The following is an 18,813-nucleotide window of genomic DNA, read 5'->3' on the forward strand; positions in this document are numbered from 1 at the left end:
CGAACGACAGGAGTCGACCATGAGCAACAACCATGCAGACGAGACCTTCCGTGCCGTGCTGCACCGCGAACCCACCGAGATCCGCACCCCCTTCCAACGGGTTTCACGCGACTTCATCTTCGGCGAGATATGGTCGCGTCCCGGCTTGAGCCGCAAGGACCGGCGATGGGTCGCGCTGGCCTGTGTCGCCGGTGCAGACGCTCCCGGCCCCATCGAGGCATATGTGCGCGCTGCACTCGAGAGCGGCGACATCGAGCTGGAGGAAATGCTCGAATTCATCCTGCATTTCGCCGTGTACAGCGGGTGGCCGAAGGCGTCACATCTCGAAGGCGCTGTGATGAGGCAATGGGCACAGATCCACCGCGACCGTGGCGAGGAACCCGAACCCTGGAAAGACCTCTCGAACGACACGCTCGGCCCGTCGGATTGGGACGAGCGGTTCGAGGCCGGCGCGCAGGAATTCGCCGACGTCAACCTGATTCCCGCGCCCCCTCACACCACCCCGTACCGGCACGCGGGCATCCTCAATTTCGTCTTCGGCCACGTATGGCAGCGACCCGGCCTGACCCGCCGCGAGCGTCGAATCATCACGGTCGCCTGCGTTTCCTACAACGACGCCCTCACCCCGATGAAAAGTCATGTCGGGGCCGCTCTCCACTCCGGCGATATCACCAAGGCCGAAATGGACGAGATCGTCATTCAATTCTCTGCCTACTACGGGTTCGCGAAAGGTGAGGCGCTCAGCGACGTCGTCGAAACAGCATGGGCCGAGAGGCCTGCAGCCCTCGCACAGACATAGCCGCTCTCCCCATCGACAGTCGAAGGTCGACGATGTTCCGACCCACACGTGCCCTGACGATCCTCGCAGCGGTGTGCTCCACATTGCTCCTTCTGAGCGCCTGCGGTGGGGAGTCCGGCAACGATGACTCCCTCGGCGAGCCCTGGTGGGCTGAGCCGTACGCAGCATAGAACGCAGTACCAAAACAGGTACCTGATTCAGCACCATTACCTGTAGGACGAGCGTTATGCCATCACTGAACATCACCTTCACCGAAGAGGAACAGGCACTGCTACGCCAAGCAGCGGAGCACGAGAAGACGTCACTGAAAACCTTCGTGCACGACGCAGCCATCTCGTGCGCGAACGACCGAAAGCGCTTACGCGAGAGCTTGCTCGACGACATCTTTATCAAATCCGCAGAGCTGAACCGACGCCTCGCTTGATCGCCTACCTGGACCGCGACGACGTCCTCACTGTCGCCGCCCGGGTGCTCGACGGCAACCCGGGCGTGCGCGACATCGGACTCCTCGATGCCGCCATCGCCAGACCTCAGAGCACGGTCTTCGGACTCGACACATACCGAACCGTCTTCGATAAGGCCGCCGCACTACTTCATTCACTCGCGCGCAACCGCGCACTCGTGGACGGGAACAAGCGCACCGCCTGGGCCTCGGCCTGGCTGTTCCTCGGATACAACGGTGTATCGCTGGCGAGCAAATTCGATGTCGATGCCGCCGAGGTATTCATGAACGACGTCGCGATGGGTCTGGACGACATGCATCGGATCGCCGCAACACTGCGCGAATTCTCCGAGCAACAGAAATGAGATCGGATCGTCCAGTCTCCTGCGCGACCAACCTGCCCGCACCCGGGGGTACAACCGCGAACAGAACGGACACGAACATCATGTCGACGGGGAGCGGCTGCCTTTCTGCCGCGCGGACGCGCTCGGGACGGCTGATGTCCACGAGCCGGTAGATGGGCTCGTGTGTTCAGATCAGCGGGTCGGCGACGGGAAGGTCGGAAGGTGCGCACCGGCACGATCTCACCGGACGAGTTATCCGGTGGCACATTCACATTGACCAACACCGGCAGCCGCGGAGCACTGTTCGACACCCCGATCATCAATCAGCCGCAGACCGGCATCCTCGGCACCGGGGCAGTCGTCGAACGACTCGTCCCTACCCGCGAGGACGGACAGCTGCGCATCGACGTGCGGTCGATGGCCTACCTGTCTCTCAGTTACGACCACCGGATCGTCGACGGCGCCGACGCGGCCCGGTTCCTCACCGCGGTGAAAACCACACTTGAGCAGGGGTTCACCGCAGCGGACCTGTCGTGACTACCCGTCCTACCTGAGCGTGCTCACGGCACCACCGCCGCACGCAAGGCAGATCCCGGACGAAGGGCTTCCTCGAGCTCGTCGAGGGATACCGGCTGCGCCACGAGCTCGTCCCACGGATATATCGCGACAGTGCGCTCGAGGAAGTCCACAGCCGACTGCAGATGCCTGGGCTCGTAGTTGTGGACGCCGGACACCGTGAGCCATCGGCGCACGATCGACTCGGGATCGATCGATACGGCGGGCCCAGGCGACACGGAGCCCGCGAGCACCAGCCGTCCCCCCACGTCGAGACGCGGGACGAGCGACGAGATCGCTTCCGCCGAGCCCGAGAAGTCGAGCGCGATATCGACCGGCCCGCCGTCGTCGGCGACCGCGCCGAACCGCTCGGCGCGGGCTGTGCGCTCCGGATCGATATCGAGTGCCCTCACCTCGGCGCCGGCTTCGGCGCACATCGCAGTGGCCGCGATGCCGAGCATTCCCATGCCGCACACCAACACCCGTCGGCCTGCAAGTTCACCCGCCGCTTCGACGACCGCGGCGGCCGTCGCGGTCGCGCACGATGCGGGGGCCGCGACCACATCGGGGAGCACCGAGGGAACAGGCACGGTCGCGAACCCGGGCGGCAGGACGATGTACTGCGAATATGTCCCCGACAGCGGCCACGGCCCGGTGAAGGGTTCATGGCCGACCTTCGTCACGGTGCGGCACTTGGCGGTGCGTCCGGAGCGGCATCGATCGCATTCGTGGCAGGAGGACGTCACGCTCCACACCAATCGCCGGCCCACTTCGGTCGCAGCGTGCGGCCCGGTCGCGACGACCTCACCGACAGCCTCGTGGCCGAGCACCGATGGTGCCGGACTGCTTCGACGCCCCAACACAGTGTGCAGGTCGCTCCCGCACACTGTCGTACACCGGATGCGCACGAGCATCTCGCCCTGCCCCAGATCCGGTATCGGCACGTCCTGCATCGCGATGCTCTCACCGGTCCACACGGCAGTGCGGCTCACACCACGCGAGATCGAATCCACCCGGATATCCTTTCGATGACATACACGATGACGAACACGATGATCACGATGGCGCCGGCGAATTCGAAGTTCAATGTCCGGACGGCCTCGAAGAGCAGGAATCCCACTCCGCCTGCTCCGACGACGCCGAGGATCGTGGAAGTGCGGATGTTGACGTCGAGCAGGTACAGGGTGGATCCGACGACAGCCGGAATTGCCTGCGGAACAACCGCTGCGAGAAGCGTTTTCCACCATCCTCCGCCCACGGCCTGAACTGCTTCGAGTGGCCCCGGATCTACCTCCTCCACCGCATCTGCGACGAGTTTGCCGAGAAATCCGACGGATGCGACCGCGAGTGCGCACGCCCCGGCGATCGGACCCAGACCTATCGCGGCGACGAAGATCACCGCGAGGATCAACTCGGGTATCGCCCGGACCGCGAGGATGATCGAGCGAGCAGCCGTATACACGGCGAGATTTGGAGATACATTGCGCGCCGCCAGTATTCCGAATGGCAGCGACAGGACCGCACCGACAGCGGTGGCGACCACACCGATCGCGAGCGTCTGCAGGACCGCATCGACGAGCTCATCACCCACCGCCGTGAAGTCCGGCGGAATCAACCGGGTGAACACTTCGAGAGACGGCCCTACCCAGGTGACGAGATCACGTGGGTCGATCCGGAGAGTGACCAGAGCAGCGAGCGTCGCGCCCACAACGGTGGCCGAGAAGACGATCCGTGACACTCGTTCGCGGCCGGGATGCACTGCGGACGGCGTGAGCAACGCGCGTCGCACGACTATCGCGACGAGTTCCATCGCGGCGATGATCACCAGGATCACGCACACGATGCCCAGGGCACGTGGATACACGAGACCGCGCAACGCGTCCTGCAGAGCGAACCCGATGCCGCCGGCGCCGACGAAGCCGAGGACGACCGAGGTTCGCAGGTTGATGTCGATACGGTAGACGAAGTTGGCCATGAACGACGGCACCACTTGCGGCAGCACCGCATTGATCATTTCCCGGATATAGCCCACGCCGGTGCTGCGCACCGCTTCGCGAGGGCCGGCGTCGGTCTGCTCGATCGCGTCGGCGAAGAGTTTGCCGAGCATGCCGATGGAGTGCAGCGCCAGCGCGAGCACACCGGGGAGAACTCCGATGCCGAGGGCCCGGACGAACAGCACCGCGAACAACAGGTCGGGCATTGCCCGGCAGAAGGTGATGAATCCGCGGGAAGCTCGGTACAGCATCGGATGCGGCGTCGTGTTGCGTGCCGCAAGAAATGCGATCGGCACCGAGACGATCGCCGCGAGGACTGTGCCGAGCACTGCCATGAGCAGTGTCTCGAGCGCGAGGACCCAGATGCGGCCGGGGTCGTCGAGCCGCGGCGGCATCATGCGCTCGAGCAGGCCGCCCATCGAATCCAACCCGCCGAGCAACGTCGCGGGCGCGAAGTCGATGTATGCGGCCGAGGCGAGCACACCGATCGCGGCGACGATCCACAAGGTAGCGAGAGGCCGTCGCCCGATCGATCGTGGCTCGTTCGTGCTCGTCGTTGCTCGGAAGGGCGTGAGCACGCTCATGTCGCCCTGGCTCCCAGCGAATCGGAGATGGGCTCGACACGCTGGTAGATCTCCATGGCTTCCTCGCGGGACAACCCGACGACCGGCCGATCGAGCACCTTCTGTCCGTCACGCAGACCGATCACGCGGTGAGCCCAGCCCAGCGCGAGATCGACCTGATGCAGGGTGCACACGACGGTGAGTTTGTCTTCCATGCAGACGCGGAACAGCAGATCCATGACGACGCCTGCATTCTCCGGATCGAGTGAGGCAACGGGTTCGTCGGCGAGCAGGACGGTGGGGCGTTGCATGAGTGTGCGTGCGATGGCCACACGCTGCTGCTGGCCGCCGGACAGTGTGTCGGCGCGACGGTCGGCGAGGTCGGCCATACCTACTCGGTCGAGATGCTCGCGCGCCTCGATCCGCATGGCCTTCGGGTAGGTCAGCGCACCGTACCGGGGCAACGACAACCGGCCGAGACCACCGATGAGCACGTTCTCGAGGCAACTCAGCCGCCCGACCAGGTTGAACTGCTGGAAGACGAACCCGACATCGCGGCGGAGGTCACGCAGTTCGCGTCGGGACGCAAGGTCGACGCGGGTCCCGGACACCTCGATCCTGCCTTCGGTGACGGGGTGGAGGCCGTTGAGGCAACGCAGGAGGGTTGATTTTCCGGAGCCGGAAAGCCCCAGCAGGACGACAAGTTCGCTGCGGTGCACGTCGAGGTCGACGCCGGACAGGGCGGCCGTGGTGCCGAATTCCTTGACCACGTCGCGTGCCGACACGACGACGTCGTCGCCGGCCACGGAATGTCGCGAATCGAGTGTCATGGTCAGCCCTTGCACTTGTCGGATTCGGTCACGTCGCATACCTTGCGGACGCCCTCGTAGTCGGCGTCGGACGCGGGTACGACACCCCACGCACGCTCGTCGGTGATGCGGCATTCGCCGTCGCAGTAACCCTGCTCGCGTAGGTAATCGGCGTTGGCCTTCTCCACGAGGATCGTGCCGAGACGCTCGATGACATCGGCGCCGAGCGAGTTGTCGCCGACGAAGAGGGATCCGGCAATCATCTCGGATTCCCACACCGTCTTCAGTTCGCCTTCGCGAAGGTCGCCGCTCTCGATCATGGTCTTGTCGACCATGGTGTCGAAGGCGAATCCGGCGTCGCAGTCGCCGGCCGCGATGGCGAGTGCCGAGGCGTCATGGCCGCCCGCGTAGACGGGGGCCAGCCCGGCCGTGAGGTTCTGTTCGTTCGCCGAGTCGATGACACCGGCATCGATGAGACCGGCAGCCGGGTAGAGGAATCCGGAGGTGGATCCGGGATCGACGAAGCACACGTCCTTGCCTGCGAAATCCTCGATGCTGTCGATCTCCGCGTTGTCCGATCGGGTCAGACCGTACGACTGGTATCCGGGTTCAGCGCCGGGATCCTGCACCACCGCGCCGAGCGGTGAGGTGTCGGCCCCGTTGATCTGTGCGACGACGTACGCGAACGGACCGAAGAAGGCCAGGTCCACGTTGTCGGCGATCATGCCCTCGACCACACCCGCGTAATCGGATGCCTGTACGAACTCGACCGTCGACCCGGTCTCGTCTTCGAGCATCGCCAACAGCGGTTCGTAACTCGACTTCAGATCGGAGGAGTTCTCGGCGGGTATCGCACCGAGAGTGAGGATTTCGGGGAAACCCTGGGCATTGAGCGCATCGGGATCCGAACCGCTTCCGCCGCAGGCGGTCAGGGCGAGAGCCAGACCGGTGGCGAGACCGACGGCGGCGGTCGCGCGACGATACGAGTGTGAGCGCATGGGAGGTGATGTCCTTCGGGTCGGGATGTCAGGAGAGGATCAGGTCGGGCAGATCCGCGATCGAGTCGAGAATGTGTGTGGCTCCCGCTGCGCGGAGCGTCGTCTCGTCGTGGGCGCCGGTGCGGGTTCCGGCGACGACCGACGCGCCCGACCGCAGACCCGACTGCACATCCCCTGCGGTGTCCCCGACGACCGCGATCTCCCGGACGTCGTCGATCCCGGTGCGCAGCAGAGCGGCGAGGATCATGTCGGGATAGGGACGGCCGCGGCCGGCGTCAGCGGGGGTCAGCGCGATATCGGCGAGATCCTGCCAGCCGAGAGCCGCGAGGAGCCTGTCCTGGGTGGAACGACTGAACCCCGTGGTGAGGGCAACCTTGACGCCGGCATCACGCAGCGCGAGGATCGCCTTCTCGGCGCCCGGGATCGCACTCACGTCACCTGCGTCGACGAACCGTTCGTAGGCGCGTTCGAAAGCGTCGTTGGCGGTCCGGGCGCGTTCGTCACTGCCGAACAGGGCACGGAAGACGACGATCTTCGACTGCCCCATGGTGTCGAGGACGTAGCGGCGCGCGTCGTCCCGCTCGGGGCCGTCTTCGGGGAGACCCACGGCGGTGGCTGCCTCGTCGAAAGCGCGGACGACGAGTCCGCCGTCGGCAACCGTGGTGCCGGCCATGTCCAGCACGGCGAGTCGGATGGTGGTCATGATGGAAGCTCCAGGTGTTGAGTGGAAGTGGTTCACAGTTCGAGGATTTCGGCGGTTTCCTCGCCGAGGTAGGGGCCCAGTGTCATGCCGCGGCCACCCGGTCCGGCAACAACCCACACGTCCTCGTCGACTTTCGCTCGATGCACGAGCGCAGCGGGGTCGAGGCACTGGCTGTACACGCCGGCCCACCGGCGGACGACCTGCGGAAGACGCCGCCCGAGAAGCTCTTCGGTGACGCTGATGAGGTGGTCGTACGGCTCTTCGTCGACGTCGAAGTCGAACGGTTCGTCGTAGGCGTGGGTGTCGCCGATGGTGAGGCCTCCATGCAGTCGCTGCACGCACAGCATTTGCATCTTGTGGAGCGCTGCGGTGGGCGCCTGCGACTCGGTGGCGGTGAGATGGTCGCGGGCCTCCCCTGCGAAGCCCGGGTAGTAGCGGAGGCTGTCGCCGTCGGCGATCGAGGTGGTGAGTGGTTCGTCGAGCGGAGCCGTCTGCATCATCTGCAACCGGACGCGGCGCAGCGGTAGATCGCCGGCAAGGTCGCGGGCCAGGCCGCTGAGCGTGGCGCCCGGGCAGACGAGGACGAGGTCGGATTCGTGGACGGTGCCGCGGTCGTCGCGGACTCGGACGGTTCCGTGCGGAGTGCGGATGACGCCGCGGGCCTCGGTGGACGACAGGAATCGGTAGCGACCGGAGGTGGCAAGGTGCTGCCGGATGGCGGGCAACGCGACACGCGACTCGACGGTGGCATCGGTGCTGCAATGCAGTGCTGCGACGAACTTCCCACGGAGTGCAGGGTTGATGCGACGGGCTTCGTCGGCATCGAGCAGCGTGAAGCCTCTGCGTTCTGCGTCGTCTCGTGCGACTGCTTCCTCGGCGACGGCGACTTCGGCGTCGGTGCGCAGCAACGTCAGTGACCCGTTCGCGCGGAAGCCGATGTCGGGGACGCGGCCGCCGAGGTCTTCCCAGAGGGCGCGGGATCGGAGGGTGGCGTCGAGTTCGCCGCGGGTACGGCCGGAGACCCACACGAGGCCGAAGTTGCGCACGGTGGCGCCGCGCGCCTCGGGTTCGCGTTCGAGGTGGAGCACGTCGTGTCCGCGACGGACTGCAGCGTCGGCGTGGGCGGTACCGAGGATGCCGCCACCGATGATCAGGATTCGCATGCAGCCAACCTTCGGCGATGGTCTAGACCAATGGGGAGATTCCAGGGAAACGGTCGGTGAACAATTGGTATAGACCAAAATCCGCTACCCTGACGGCGTGGCCGCAGCGAACCGGGAAGCTCGAATCCTCAAGCACCAGATCGTCCGACAGAAAGTGGACTCCCTACTCGACGCGCTCGCCGTCGGCGACCCTGTGCCGTCCGAACGCGACCTCGCCGCACGCTTCGATGTCGCCCGCGAGACCGTGCGTCAGGCACTGCGGGAACTCCTCGTCGCCGGGAGGATCGAACGACGGGGCCGCGGTACCGTCGTCGCGAGCCCGAAACTCGTCCAGCCGCTGATCATCGGTTCCTACACGGAAGCTGCATTGACGGAGGGGCGCAGCGTAGGGCGCCTACTCGTCGACTGGACCGACCTCGTGGCCGACGACGAACTGGCCGACTTCCTCCAACTGGGCGTCGGGGACGCCGTTGTCGAACTCGAACGCGTGCTCCTCACCGACGACGTGCGCGTCGGCCTCGAACGCACTCGCCTTCCCGCACAACGATTCACCGGACTGCGCGACACTCTCGACACGTCGTCATCGCTGTACGCGGCGATCCGCGCACGCGGAATCACTTTCGCTCGCGCCGTCGAACGGATCGAAACCACCCTGCCGGATGCCCGCGAAGCCGCACTGCTCGACGCCGATATCCGCACTCCGATGCTGCTGCTCAACCGCATCTCGTACGACGAGAACGACGTCCCGATCGAGCATCGACGGTCGCTCTACCGCGGCGACCGGATGTCGTTCGTCACCACGCTCACGCCCTGACCGTCGCCACTGCACAGCCCACCCAAGGGCAACCGTTATACCTGCCGCGCCTGCTGCGTCAACCCCACTGTGGCCGAACGCAACTCATCGGAGGAATTCAACGGCGAGGAGAATCCGGCGCGCGTCATGGCGCGCCCGCGCGGGGTGGTCACATCCAGATCCAGCCCGTACCGGTCTGCGCCGACACAGGTGGCCGCGGTGGCGTCCGGGAATCCGCCGAGCTTCTGAGCCATCGCCACCAGCGCGTCGGCATGGTCGTCGTTGAGATGCGCAATCGCGCGACCGGCCGAGGGAGTAATGGGATCCGGCAGCGCCTCGGCATAGGCCTCGGCGGTGGCCGAATCCATTCGCCCGTACCCACCGACCCAGCGCACGCGCTGGACTCGGAGAACCCACAGTGAGAAGTCGCTGAAATCGATGTAGATGCGCGCCGCAGGCACCGCCGCAAGGTGCGCCTCGCGTGCAGCGGCCAGCTCCTCCCCCTCCGGGCGCTCGACGTGCCCGGCGAGTGTGATGCGAGTGCTGGCCAGCGGGTCGGACTGCGGGCCCGGCGCGACGATCGCGATGCTCGCGCGTGGATCACGCGCAAGATTGCGGCCGTGCTCGGCCATGTGCGACACACACAGCACCGGCGCACCACCGACCAGCCCATACGTCACGAACGACGCCCACGGATCGCCGTCTTTGGTGAGGGTGGCGAGAGTGCCCATGTTCGTCGACGCAGCGGCCGTCCGCGCTTCCTCTGCAGCGGAGGGCCGGTTCGCGTTCACGATCTCCGTCAACGGCGGCGGCACAGTGGGGGCGTCGCCGGGGTCGCCGTGATCCAAGTTCGTCATCTGAGAGACGGTACCCGCAGAGATTCCCGACTGTCGTGGATACATCTGACCTACCCGCTTCCTGAGCGAACGGCACATTCAGTCTCGTGAAGAAGACGAACGGCACATTCGCTCAGAAGAGGCGGGACGCTCTCGTCATGCCGCGACCGGGACCTCGGGAGCTGGCTTCGCCAGCCGACCAGCAATCGCAGCGCACACGAGCAACTGAATCTGGTGGAACAGCATAAGTGGCAACACGATCAAACCGATCGGCTGACCTGCGAACAATACTGTTGCCATCGGCAGGCCGGTCGCGAGTGACTTGGTCGACCCGCAGAACAGGATCGTCGCACGATCTTCGGCATCGAATCCGAGTCGAGGCGCCATGTACCAAGAGAAGGCAAGAACGATCGCGAGGAGCACGCTGCACGTCACCAGCAGGGCGAGCAACCGAGGGATCGAGATACTCGACCAGATTCCCTCGTTCATGCCACGACTGAATGCGACGTACACGACGAGCATGATCGAGCCTCGGTCGACGAGCTTGAGGGGGCTGCTGTGGTCTTTGACCCAGGTACCGATCCAGCGGCGAGCCACCTGCCCCGCCATGAACGGAACGAGCAGCATGGCCACGATATCGATCACCGCACCCGCGCTCATGGCCACGCCCTGAGAGGTCATCAGCGCCGCCACCAGCAACGGTGTGAGAACGATCCCGAGCAGGCTCGACGCCGAGGCACTCACGATCGCACCCGGGATATTTCCGCGTGCGACCGACACGAGAGCGATCGCCGATTGCACCGTCGATGGGAGTACGCAGAGATACAGCACTCCGAGATAGAGCGGATCGTTGAGGAACCAGGGAACTAGCAGTTTCGCAGCGACACCCAGAACGGGGAACACGACGAACGTCGTGACGAGGATGGTGGCGTGCAAGCGCCAGTGCTTGAGTCCTTCGATTGCCTCACTCGTCGACAGTCTCGCGCCGTAGAGGAAGAACAGCAGGCCGATCGCGATCTTGGATGCCCAACTGAATCCGCTCAGGACCACGCCATCTGCGGGGAGGAGCGCCGCGATACCGACCGTGACGAGGATGCCGACAAGAAAGGGGTCGAGCCGGTTCAGGAGGGGGACCTTCGTGAGCATGGTTCGACGTTAAGTCACCGGCCGCTATCCGCGAAAGGCGATCACAGTGGTTACAGCTATCGCGAATCGTGATTGAATGCGGGGGTGTTCGATCCCATCCACCTGCGCACCTTCCTCGCTGTCGAACGCGATCGGAACTTCAGTGCAGCCGCTCGACGACTCGACCTTCGGCAATCGACGGTCAGTCAGCACATCGCCAAGCTCGAACAGGCGGTCGGCCGCCGGCTGTTCCTCCGGGATACTCATTCGGTCGAACTGACCGCGGACGGCAGCGTCATGGTCGGTTTCGCTCGCGAGATCCTCGATCGGCACGACACGGCACAGCGGTACTTCGCGGAGTCGGAAGTCAGTGGCCGTCTTCGCTTCGGAGCCTCCGAAGACCTGGTCCTGCACGAACTTCCCTTGATTCTCGCCGAGTTCCGGCGAAGTCACCCACGGATAGATTTCGAACTCGCCGTCGCTCTGAGCGAAGATCTGCATCGGAAACTCGACGACGGCGAACTCGATATGATGTTCGGCAAGCGCCGGCCCGGTGAACGGCACGGCGAGTTGATTTTCCGTGATCGACTGGTGTTTCTCGCCGCCCCGGACTTCGTCCTCGAGCCGACCGGCCCGGTGCCGCTGGTGACCTATCCCCCGCCGTCCCTGACTCGTGAGATCGCACTCGGAGCACTGCAACGCGAAGGACACAGTGCTCGCATCACGTGCGTCGCAGACAGTTTGAACGGTCTACGCGCCGCCGCACTGGCCGGACTCGGCGTTGTTCTCCATGCCCGCCGGTTTCCGCCGCCCGGGCTCGAACAGGTACGCACTGCGGGTCGTCACCTGCCGAACGCCGGTGGACTCGAATTCGTCCTGGTCTCACGGCGAAGCGTACTGAGCGAGCCGGAGCGCGAACTGCGCGCGGTGATCTTGGCGAACGTGGATCGGCTCGGGCAGTTCCCGCGAGCAACTGCCGGCGAAGGCCAGTAGAAAGCGAAGCAGCAACGCGCCGAGGGCACGTTGCTGCTTCGTCCGTTCCTCTCCGGAAGCCCGGTGGTAGCTGCTAGAACACGAGCACCGCAAAGATTGTCGACAACACAAGTCCGGACATCACCGGGATGAAACACTTCCGAGCGAGTTCGAGGACCGGGACGCGAGCGAAACCGGCGACCGCCACGAGCGACGACCACGCGATGAGCACGCCGCCACCTGCCCAGATGTTGCCCATCTGCCCGATCGCCGCCAGCGTCGACGGATCGACGTCGACCGCGGGGCCGAGGGCACCCGACAGCGCCCCCGTGAGCGGCAAACCGCTGAACCCGGAACCGTCCAGTCCTGCGACCAGCCCGATCAGCAGGATCCCGAACGAGGTGACGAAGGCATTCTGAGGCAGGTGCGTCTGGACGGAGGTAACCAGGTCGAACAGGATCGCCGGAGGGGCCTGGCCTTCGGGAACACCGAGAATCGCAGACGCGAAGTCGGGGTTTCCGATGAAGAAGAATCCCGCGATGGGTAGCACACATCCCATGGCCTTGAACGCGAAGACCAAACCGTCCACCAGGTGGTCCGAGGTCGTTTCGAGGAAGCTTCCCCTGTCGGTCGATGCTGCCGCAGCGAACAGGACCAGGGCCGCGATACCGCCCACGATCGCGGCGGCGTCACCACCCTGCAGCGGCGGTACCACCTCGGTGAACTTGCCCAGCATCAAGTAGACGATGAATGCGAGATAGGCCAGCGGCACAAGCATCGCAAAAGCCTTCGCGGTGCCACGACGCTCCTTCTCCCCTGTGGCGACCTCGTCGGGGAACGGATCCGAGGCAGGGGCGATAGCGACCGTTGCCGCGGCTGTCTGCGCACCACCACCGGCCGGACCGCCTGCAGGGGTCGGCGCCGGCTTCGGTGGCCCCGCGCCACCCGAGGAATCACCGAACGACTCGTCGTCGGCTCGTGCACTGCCGATCCCTCGATCGGCTGCAGCTTCCCATTCGACGAGCAGGTCGGGGGACGGCGTGCGCCACGTCCTCTTCTGCATGAAGTAGGTGAGCACGAGGGCAGTGCCACCGACGATGAACGACAACACGAGTGCCTTGTCGGCGACAGAATCGGCGCTCACACCCGCTGCAGACGCCGAGATACCCGGCGCGACCTTGATGATGTAATCCGCCGACAGCGCCATCCCCTGACCGCAGATCGCGATGACCATGCCCACCGACAGCGGAGACAGACCCGCCCGGATCGCGACGGGAATGAGCACCGCCCCGACCAGCGGGACCGCGGGCGTGGGCCAGAAGAACAACGAGATCACGTAGGTGACGGCAGCGAGAACCAGGAAGCTACTGGTTCCCGCACGCATGACGCGGCGGAACGGCGCGACCATCATCCGATCGGCGCCGAGCTGGCGCAATGCGCCGAGCATCGCGGTGACCATCGCGATGATGAGGAAGATGTTGAACAGTTCCTTCGCCGCCACGAGGCTGGAGTTGAAGATGGCGGACAGCCCGGTGATGATGCTGCCGGAGAACACCAGTGCGGTCAGGAACGTTGCGATGACGGCGGGAACGACGATGTTCTTTCGTAGCGCCATGGTGGCCAGGATGACGAGTATGCCGACCAGGTAGACCCAGTGGGCGGCGGTGAGTTGTACGTCCAAGGCAGGTCCTTCAGCAGGAGAGCGGAGCGGAGGGCTGTTGGTGGAACTTTCCGCGTTCCTCCATGCTTGGTCAACGAGAACCATGCACAGTGCCCAGGACGTTACGTGTGCAATGTGTTCCACTTTTGCGATTTCGTGTCATCGGGTCGCGAGTATGTGACAAATTGCTACGGACATGTGTCGACGCACGCTCCGTCGCGGGATCCCACCGCTCGCTGTGCACAGTGCCCACATTTGGCAGCCAGAGCATGTGCTCTTTGCCCACACGACACTGATGCACACGCGCGATGGGCGGTGAGAAAGTGGAACCACGGTTCGCACAGTGCCGTGCAGTTCGACTGGCTCAGGAGCTCGATGACCACCTCCACACACGTGCCCGCCGCCTCTCCGGACATGTCCGACACCGGCACCCCACTGGCGCTGTCCGCGCTCCTCGCCGGCACGCTCGTCGGAACTTTGAGCAACAACATCATCAATGTTCCGCTTGTCCAGATACTTTCGGATTTCGATGCATCACTGGAGGACGGCGCGCTGCTCGCCGTCGCATTCCTCCTCACCTTCGCGGCGGCGATGCCGCTCGCGGGATATATCGGCGATCGCTTCGGGCGCCGGCGCGTGTACTGCGGCGCCCTCCTCGGTACCGCGGTATGCGCGGCGGGTGCAGCGACGGCACCCACCCTCGAAGTGCTCATCGCCTGGCGCGCACTCGGCGGTCTCTCGGCCGCGGCGTTCGCTCCTGCGGTGATGGGGCTGATCGCGTGGCTCTTCGACTCGCAACGCCGCGCGCGCGCCGTTGGCGCGTGGGCCACCGTCAACGGGATCGGTCAGGCGATCGGGCCGTCGCTCGGTGGGTTCGTGGCCGGGGGCCTTGGTTGGCGGTGGGTGTTCGTCCCGTTGATTCCGATTGCCCTGATCGGATTCGCCGGAACACTGCGATGGATACCGGCGTTCCCCGGTCGACCCATGCGGCTCGATGTGCTCGGTGCTACGACGCTCACGGTTGGCTCCGCGGGAATCGTGCTGGGCTTGAGCATGTTCGGTCAGTCCGGTGTCGTTCCCGCTGTTCCTCCGGTAGTGCTCGCGGCATCCGTCGGCGTACTCGCGTGGTTTGTCGCGCATTGTCTGCGCGCTCCCGTACCCTTCGTCGATGTGCGTCTGCTCGTCGAGAGTCGTTTCGCCCGAAGCGCGATCGCCGCGTTCGCACAGATGTTCTGTCTCGGTACGGCCCTGCTGGCCGTCCCACTCAGATTGACGGCGACGGGTGAATCCACAGTGACTGCGGGCATGGTCCTGTTTGCGCTTCCGGCCGTCATGGCGGCCCTCGCACCGCTGGTGGGCAGGAGGACGGACCGGATAGGCGGGCGACGCGTTCTCCGGTTCGGTCTGGCCGTCCTGGTAGTGACTCAGGGTGCGCTCGCGGTTGTTCTGTCGAACGACGCCCCGAACCTGTGGCTCATCGCGATGGTTCTCGCGGTGACCGGAGCGGGGATCGCTGCGGTGCAGACACCGGCCGCGGCCGGATCGACGCGCTCCCCCGCCGGCGCACAGGGCACCGGACTCGGAGTCTTCAATCTCATCCGCTTCGGCGGCTCCGCGGTCGGCGCGGCATGGGTGACGATCGCGCTGTCCGCGTGGTCGGTGGGAGTCGTCTTCGTCGCGTGCGTGGCCGTCGTGTGCATCGGGCTCGGAGCCTCATTCCTCGGACCCGATCCAGAAGACGCGGCCGGACTTCCGCACGACACCCACCCAGGGGCTCTCAGCGGTAGTTGATCTCGCGATCCACCGAGGTATGCAGACGATCGAGCAATTCGAGCCGGACGGCGAGCCAGGCAGTGAACTGGTTCTCCGGCACCCGCACGTCCATCGACATCGCCCGCGAGATCCGGTCGAGTTTCGAGAGCATCGTGTTGCGGTGCACGTTGAGTTCGCGTGCTGCAGCGTTGACGTTGCCGCCGACGCCGAGATACGCGACGAGCGTGTCGTGGAGATCGGTGCCGGGACGGAGCGTGCCGAGCACGTCGTCGACGAAGCGCCGGCTGCGGTCGGTGTCGGCAACGAGTTCGAGAACACCGTATCCGCGCAAGTCGTGGTACGACACCGAGCCCGACATGTCCATCCGCTGCCCGATCCCGAGCGCCACCCGAGCCTGCCGGTAACTCTCTCGGATCTGATCGGCGCCCACGGCGGGATCTCCGTGCGCGACGGGCACCGGCCGGCCTCGACGCCGGGACAGGTCCTGCGACACGGCCTCCGCGAATTCGTCGATCTCCGCCTCGATGTCGGGGGCATCGCGATATCGAAGTGACCGCACCACCACGAGGGCGTCACCGATCACAGTGACGTACGACCGGACGGAGGGGTGCGGTAGAACGCTGGCCGCGTACCGGGCGAGTCGCAGCAACCCGCCCGGACCCTCACCGCCCGGTGCGGACGGATTCCCGCTGTACCCGGGGGCGACGAACACGGCGAACGTCGAGGTGAGGTCGATGTCGTGATGCTCGGCGCGCGCCTGCATGTCGTGGCGGCTGGAGAAACTGCCGTGCACGAGCGCCTGGACGAAATCGCCGCGCGCGCGTTCCTCGGCCTCGTCCACGCTGCTCTGGCGCAGCATCTCGGAACCGATGATCGCCGATGCCTGCTCGGTGACCACCGCGTGTTGAGCGAGGTCGTGCGGGCCCGGCGCGGGGTCGGGGGCGAGAATCACCACCCACCCTTCGAACCTCTTGCCGAGGCGGATCGCGCCGGCAGTGCACGTCCAGCGCACCGCTCCCGCGGTGTGTTCCACGACGCGTGTGTCGTGGTGCTGATGTCGGTTCACCGTCGGCGCGGCGAGGGGACCCCGGAGTTGCTCCGTAATCTCGTCGACCACCGCCCGATCGATGCCGTGATGGGCCACGACCTGGCCGCGGGCGTCGAGCACAAGCGCGGGATGCTGCGCGAGCGACGACACTTCCTTGATCAACAGGGCGAGACCTGCGCCCCGGTGAAGTAGCCCGGCGAGCGTCGAGTGCACAAGGGCGGAATAGCGCATCACGTGCACTTCCTGCGTCAGTGACCGTTCTGCGAGCAGCCGGTTGAGTGCGGCGAATCCGACCGGGAGGTCGAGTTCGATCACGGGTAGGCCCGATGGCCAAGTGGTGCTGGACGTCGGCGCTGCGCCGTCAACGATGAGCGCTGCGGCGCCACGGGCAGCGATCGCCGATACGGCCTGCGTATTGGCTGTAAGCGCTTCCGGTCGGGTGTACACGGCGACGCCGGACAGATCGTCGTAGCGGCCCAAGACCTCGCCGAGTGGCAGCACCCATGTGAGAGCGCGGTCGAGATCAACATCGGCGGGCGCGACCCGAGCACCTTCCATGAGTTGTTCGTCGAGAAGACCACGGACGGTCAGGCGCGGACTCGGTTCCACAGCAACCTGCTTCCCTCGGTGCAGTGACGCCACGCGGGAACGGAACGTCTTGTACTTCCTACATCAGTTACCAGAGCCATAGGTACCAGATGCATGTGCACTTTGTACACGAAAAATCAGCAAGTGAGGTTACTTTATCTATCCCGATCGTGTCGTCGCGCTGTTAGAAATAAGCCACACCCGACCTCGAAAGTGGGAACCAATGCATCGAATTCATCGGATCGACCTCGACGACGCGCTTCCCCTGCTCGCCGCCGGGCGCGCCAAGGCCGAGGAGCTCGGCGTCAAGCAGACACTCTGTGTGTGCGACGAGAGCGCGAATGTCATCGCGCTGCACAGGATTCCCGGCGCACGACTCACCGGCGTCGACATCGCGATCGCAAAGGCCTTCACCGCCGCCGGCCACGAGCGCGCCACCCACCTGTTCAACGAACCGCCCAACGGCCCCGCACTGCCCGGCAACGAGGCCTTCGGGATCAGCCACATGCTGCCCGGCAAGTTCGCCATCTTCGTCGGCGGATTCCCGCTCGTCCATGACGGTCAGATCGTCGGCGCCGTGGGCATCAGCGGTGGAAACGGCGAGCAGGACAAGGCCGTCGGCGCAGCGATGCTCGCCGAGTTCGAGGCACTCGTCTCGGCACCCGCCCCCTGACTCCTGCACACCACTGAATCGTGCACATCGACCCTGACGTGCCGCATCCTCCGGTCATTGTGACCGTGGCAGCACGCCCCATCCGCACTTAGGGTCGATGGCACCGAAACAAGCTGCAATCAGGCACTTTTCGGACCGCAACGTCGCGGACGTATTCCAGCCCGGCATCGACCGCACGATCACACGTGAAAGGCACACTCATGACCGAATTGCTCGGACGCGACGAGTTCCGCGCCGCACTCGAAAACGCCATCAAGGGCCGCGAAGCCAAGGACGCGTCGTTCAGCAAGGCGTGGGCCGAAGGCAAACTCGAAAAGCACCACTTCGCCCGATGGGCCGAGAACCACTACCACTACGTCGGCCCGTTCGCCGACTACCTCGCCAACATCTACGCCAACACCCCCGACCACTACACCGACGCGAAAGACTTCACCCTTCAGAACATGTACGAGGAGGAACTCGCCGACATCCGGCACACCGATCTCCTCATCAAGTTCGCCGAGGCATGCGGCACCACCAAGGAACGCATCGAAGACCCGAACAACATGAATGCCGTCACCCGCGGCCTTCAGGCCTGGTGCTACGCGGTCTCGCAGCGCGAGCATTTCGTGGTCGCCACCGCCGCACTGGTCGTAGGTCTCGAGTCCCAGGTGCCGAGCATCTACAAAAAGCAGATCGTTCCGCTGCGTGAGGTGTACGGATTCAGCGAAGACGAGATCGAGTTCTTCGATCTGCACATCACCTCCGACGTCGTTCACGGCGAGCGCGGCTACCAGATCGTCCTGGACTGCGCCGATACCCCTGCATTGCAGCAGCGCTGCCTGCAGTTGGTGCGCTGGGGTGCGGAGATGCGCTTCTCGTACACCAAGGGCCTGTACGACAGCTACGTCGCTCCCGACCTGGAGTTGGCGTCGGCCTGATCCGACGAGTGGGCGGGAACCCACCCGGGTTCCCGCCCCCCGGCACACGAGCGAA

General features: G+C 65.2%; 18 protein-coding genes and 1 pseudogene. 9 read left to right on the plus strand and 10 right to left on the minus strand.

Features of this window, described 5'->3' with window-relative positions:
• The first annotated feature begins 19 nt into the window (after positions 1-19).
• From ACFWCF_RS01670 to ACFWCF_RS01685, 4 genes and pseudogenes are all read left to right on the plus strand, one after another.
• Positions 20-799, plus strand: a complete 780-nt coding sequence (locus tag ACFWCF_RS01670) for a carboxymuconolactone decarboxylase family protein (RefSeq protein ID WP_378556333.1) — start codon at positions 20-22, stop codon at positions 797-799.
• Positions 800-1,025: 226 nt separating this feature from the next.
• The gene (locus ACFWCF_RS01675) at positions 1,026-1,223 is read left to right on the plus strand and encodes a DUF1778 domain-containing protein (RefSeq protein ID WP_378556336.1); all 198 of its coding nucleotides are present in this window, start codon (positions 1,026-1,028) and stop codon (positions 1,221-1,223) included.
• The gene (locus ACFWCF_RS01680) at positions 1,220-1,606 is read left to right on the plus strand and encodes a type II toxin-antitoxin system death-on-curing family toxin (protein ID WP_378556339.1); all 387 of its coding nucleotides are present in this window, start codon (positions 1,220-1,222) and stop codon (positions 1,604-1,606) included. Before ACFWCF_RS01675 ends, ACFWCF_RS01680 begins: the two co-directional genes overlap by 4 nt.
• Positions 1,607-1,804: 198 nt before the next feature.
• A pseudogene (locus ACFWCF_RS01685) lies at positions 1,805-2,122 on the plus strand (2-oxo acid dehydrogenase subunit E2); the annotation flags it as partial.
• 23 nt (positions 2,123-2,145) lie between these two features.
• Here the strand turns inward: ACFWCF_RS01685 and ACFWCF_RS01690 are convergent.
• From ACFWCF_RS01690 to ACFWCF_RS01715, 6 genes are read right to left on the minus strand one after another with little or no spacing between them, the layout of a single operon-like run.
• Positions 2,146-3,153: a zinc-binding dehydrogenase gene (locus ACFWCF_RS01690; protein ID WP_378556342.1), complete on the minus strand. Its 1,008-nt coding sequence runs from the start codon at positions 3,151-3,153 to the stop codon at positions 2,146-2,148.
• Positions 3,129-4,718, minus strand: coding sequence for a phosphonate ABC transporter, permease protein PhnE (phnE, locus tag ACFWCF_RS01695; RefSeq protein ID WP_378556345.1), 1,590 nt, complete (start codon positions 4,716-4,718; stop codon positions 3,129-3,131). Before phnE ends, ACFWCF_RS01690 begins: the two co-directional genes overlap by 25 nt.
• Positions 4,715-5,527, minus strand: a complete 813-nt coding sequence (gene phnC / locus ACFWCF_RS01700; RefSeq protein ID WP_378556348.1) for a phosphonate ABC transporter ATP-binding protein — start codon at positions 5,525-5,527, stop codon at positions 4,715-4,717. The genes phnE and phnC overlap by 4 nt, the downstream gene beginning before the upstream one ends.
• Positions 5,528-5,529: 2 nt before the next feature.
• A complete protein-coding gene (locus ACFWCF_RS01705; protein ID WP_378556351.1) occupies positions 5,530-6,504 on the minus strand; it encodes a phosphate/phosphite/phosphonate ABC transporter substrate-binding protein in 975 nt (324 codons plus the stop codon).
• 28 nt (positions 6,505-6,532) lie between these two features.
• The gene (locus ACFWCF_RS01710; RefSeq protein ID WP_378556354.1) at positions 6,533-7,207 is read right to left on the minus strand and encodes a phosphonatase-like hydrolase; all 675 of its coding nucleotides are present in this window, start codon (positions 7,205-7,207) and stop codon (positions 6,533-6,535) included.
• A 32-nt stretch (positions 7,208-7,239) separates the two neighbouring features.
• Positions 7,240-8,370 (minus strand): TIGR03364 family FAD-dependent oxidoreductase, encoded by a 1,131-nt coding sequence (locus tag ACFWCF_RS01715; protein WP_378556357.1) that lies wholly within the window; start codon positions 8,368-8,370, stop codon positions 7,240-7,242.
• A 97-nt stretch (positions 8,371-8,467) separates the two neighbouring features.
• Between ACFWCF_RS01715 and ACFWCF_RS01720 the strand changes: the two genes are divergently transcribed.
• Positions 8,468-9,184 (plus strand): GntR family transcriptional regulator, encoded by a 717-nt coding sequence (locus ACFWCF_RS01720; protein WP_378556360.1) that lies wholly within the window; start codon positions 8,468-8,470, stop codon positions 9,182-9,184.
• A 35-nt stretch (positions 9,185-9,219) separates the two neighbouring features.
• Here ACFWCF_RS01720 and ACFWCF_RS01725 read toward each other — a convergent pair whose 3' ends face one another.
• Together ACFWCF_RS01725 and ACFWCF_RS01730 are read right to left on the minus strand one after the other, a co-directional pair.
• On the minus strand, positions 9,220-10,020 hold the full coding sequence (locus tag ACFWCF_RS01725) for a HugZ family protein (protein ID WP_378556363.1): 801 nt from the start codon (positions 10,018-10,020) through the stop codon (positions 9,220-9,222).
• Between the two features lie 135 nt (positions 10,021-10,155).
• The gene (locus ACFWCF_RS01730) at positions 10,156-11,145 is read right to left on the minus strand and encodes a bile acid:sodium symporter family protein (protein WP_378556366.1); all 990 of its coding nucleotides are present in this window, start codon (positions 11,143-11,145) and stop codon (positions 10,156-10,158) included.
• Positions 11,146-11,229: 84 nt separating this feature from the next.
• On the opposite strand from ACFWCF_RS01730, the gene ACFWCF_RS01735 reads away from it, so the two are divergent.
• Positions 11,230-12,117, plus strand: a complete 888-nt coding sequence (locus ACFWCF_RS01735) for a LysR family transcriptional regulator (protein WP_378556369.1) — start codon at positions 11,230-11,232, stop codon at positions 12,115-12,117.
• Positions 12,118-12,190: 73 nt separating this feature from the next.
• Here ACFWCF_RS01735 and ACFWCF_RS01740 read toward each other — a convergent pair whose 3' ends face one another.
• Positions 12,191-13,777, minus strand: coding sequence for a hypothetical protein (locus ACFWCF_RS01740; RefSeq protein WP_378556372.1), 1,587 nt, complete (start codon positions 13,775-13,777; stop codon positions 12,191-12,193).
• A gap of 354 nt (positions 13,778-14,131) precedes the next feature.
• On the opposite strand from ACFWCF_RS01740, the gene ACFWCF_RS01745 reads away from it, so the two are divergent.
• Positions 14,132-15,547, plus strand: a complete 1,416-nt coding sequence (locus ACFWCF_RS01745) for an MFS transporter (RefSeq protein WP_378556375.1) — start codon at positions 14,132-14,134, stop codon at positions 15,545-15,547.
• On the opposite strand, the gene ACFWCF_RS01750 is transcribed toward ACFWCF_RS01745, so the two are convergent.
• Positions 15,534-17,135, minus strand: a complete 1,602-nt coding sequence (locus ACFWCF_RS01750) for a PucR family transcriptional regulator (protein ID WP_378556670.1) — start codon at positions 17,133-17,135, stop codon at positions 15,534-15,536. The two genes, ACFWCF_RS01745 and ACFWCF_RS01750, sit on opposite strands and share 14 nt — an antisense overlap.
• Before the next feature lie 253 nt (positions 17,136-17,388).
• On the opposite strand from ACFWCF_RS01750, the gene ACFWCF_RS01755 reads away from it, so the two are divergent.
• Together ACFWCF_RS01755 and ACFWCF_RS01760 are read left to right on the plus strand one after the other, a co-directional pair.
• The gene (locus ACFWCF_RS01755; RefSeq protein ID WP_378556378.1) at positions 17,389-17,838 is read left to right on the plus strand and encodes a heme-binding protein; all 450 of its coding nucleotides are present in this window, start codon (positions 17,389-17,391) and stop codon (positions 17,836-17,838) included.
• 200 nt (positions 17,839-18,038) lie between these two features.
• A complete protein-coding gene (locus ACFWCF_RS01760) occupies positions 18,039-18,758 on the plus strand; it encodes a TenA family transcriptional regulator (RefSeq protein WP_378556381.1) in 720 nt (239 codons plus the stop codon).
• Positions 18,759-18,813 lie beyond the last annotated feature (55 nt).

The organism is Rhodococcus sp. NPDC060090 (genome assembly GCF_042729855.1).
Classification (GTDB): domain Bacteria; phylum Actinomycetota; class Actinomycetes; order Mycobacteriales; family Mycobacteriaceae; genus Rhodococcus.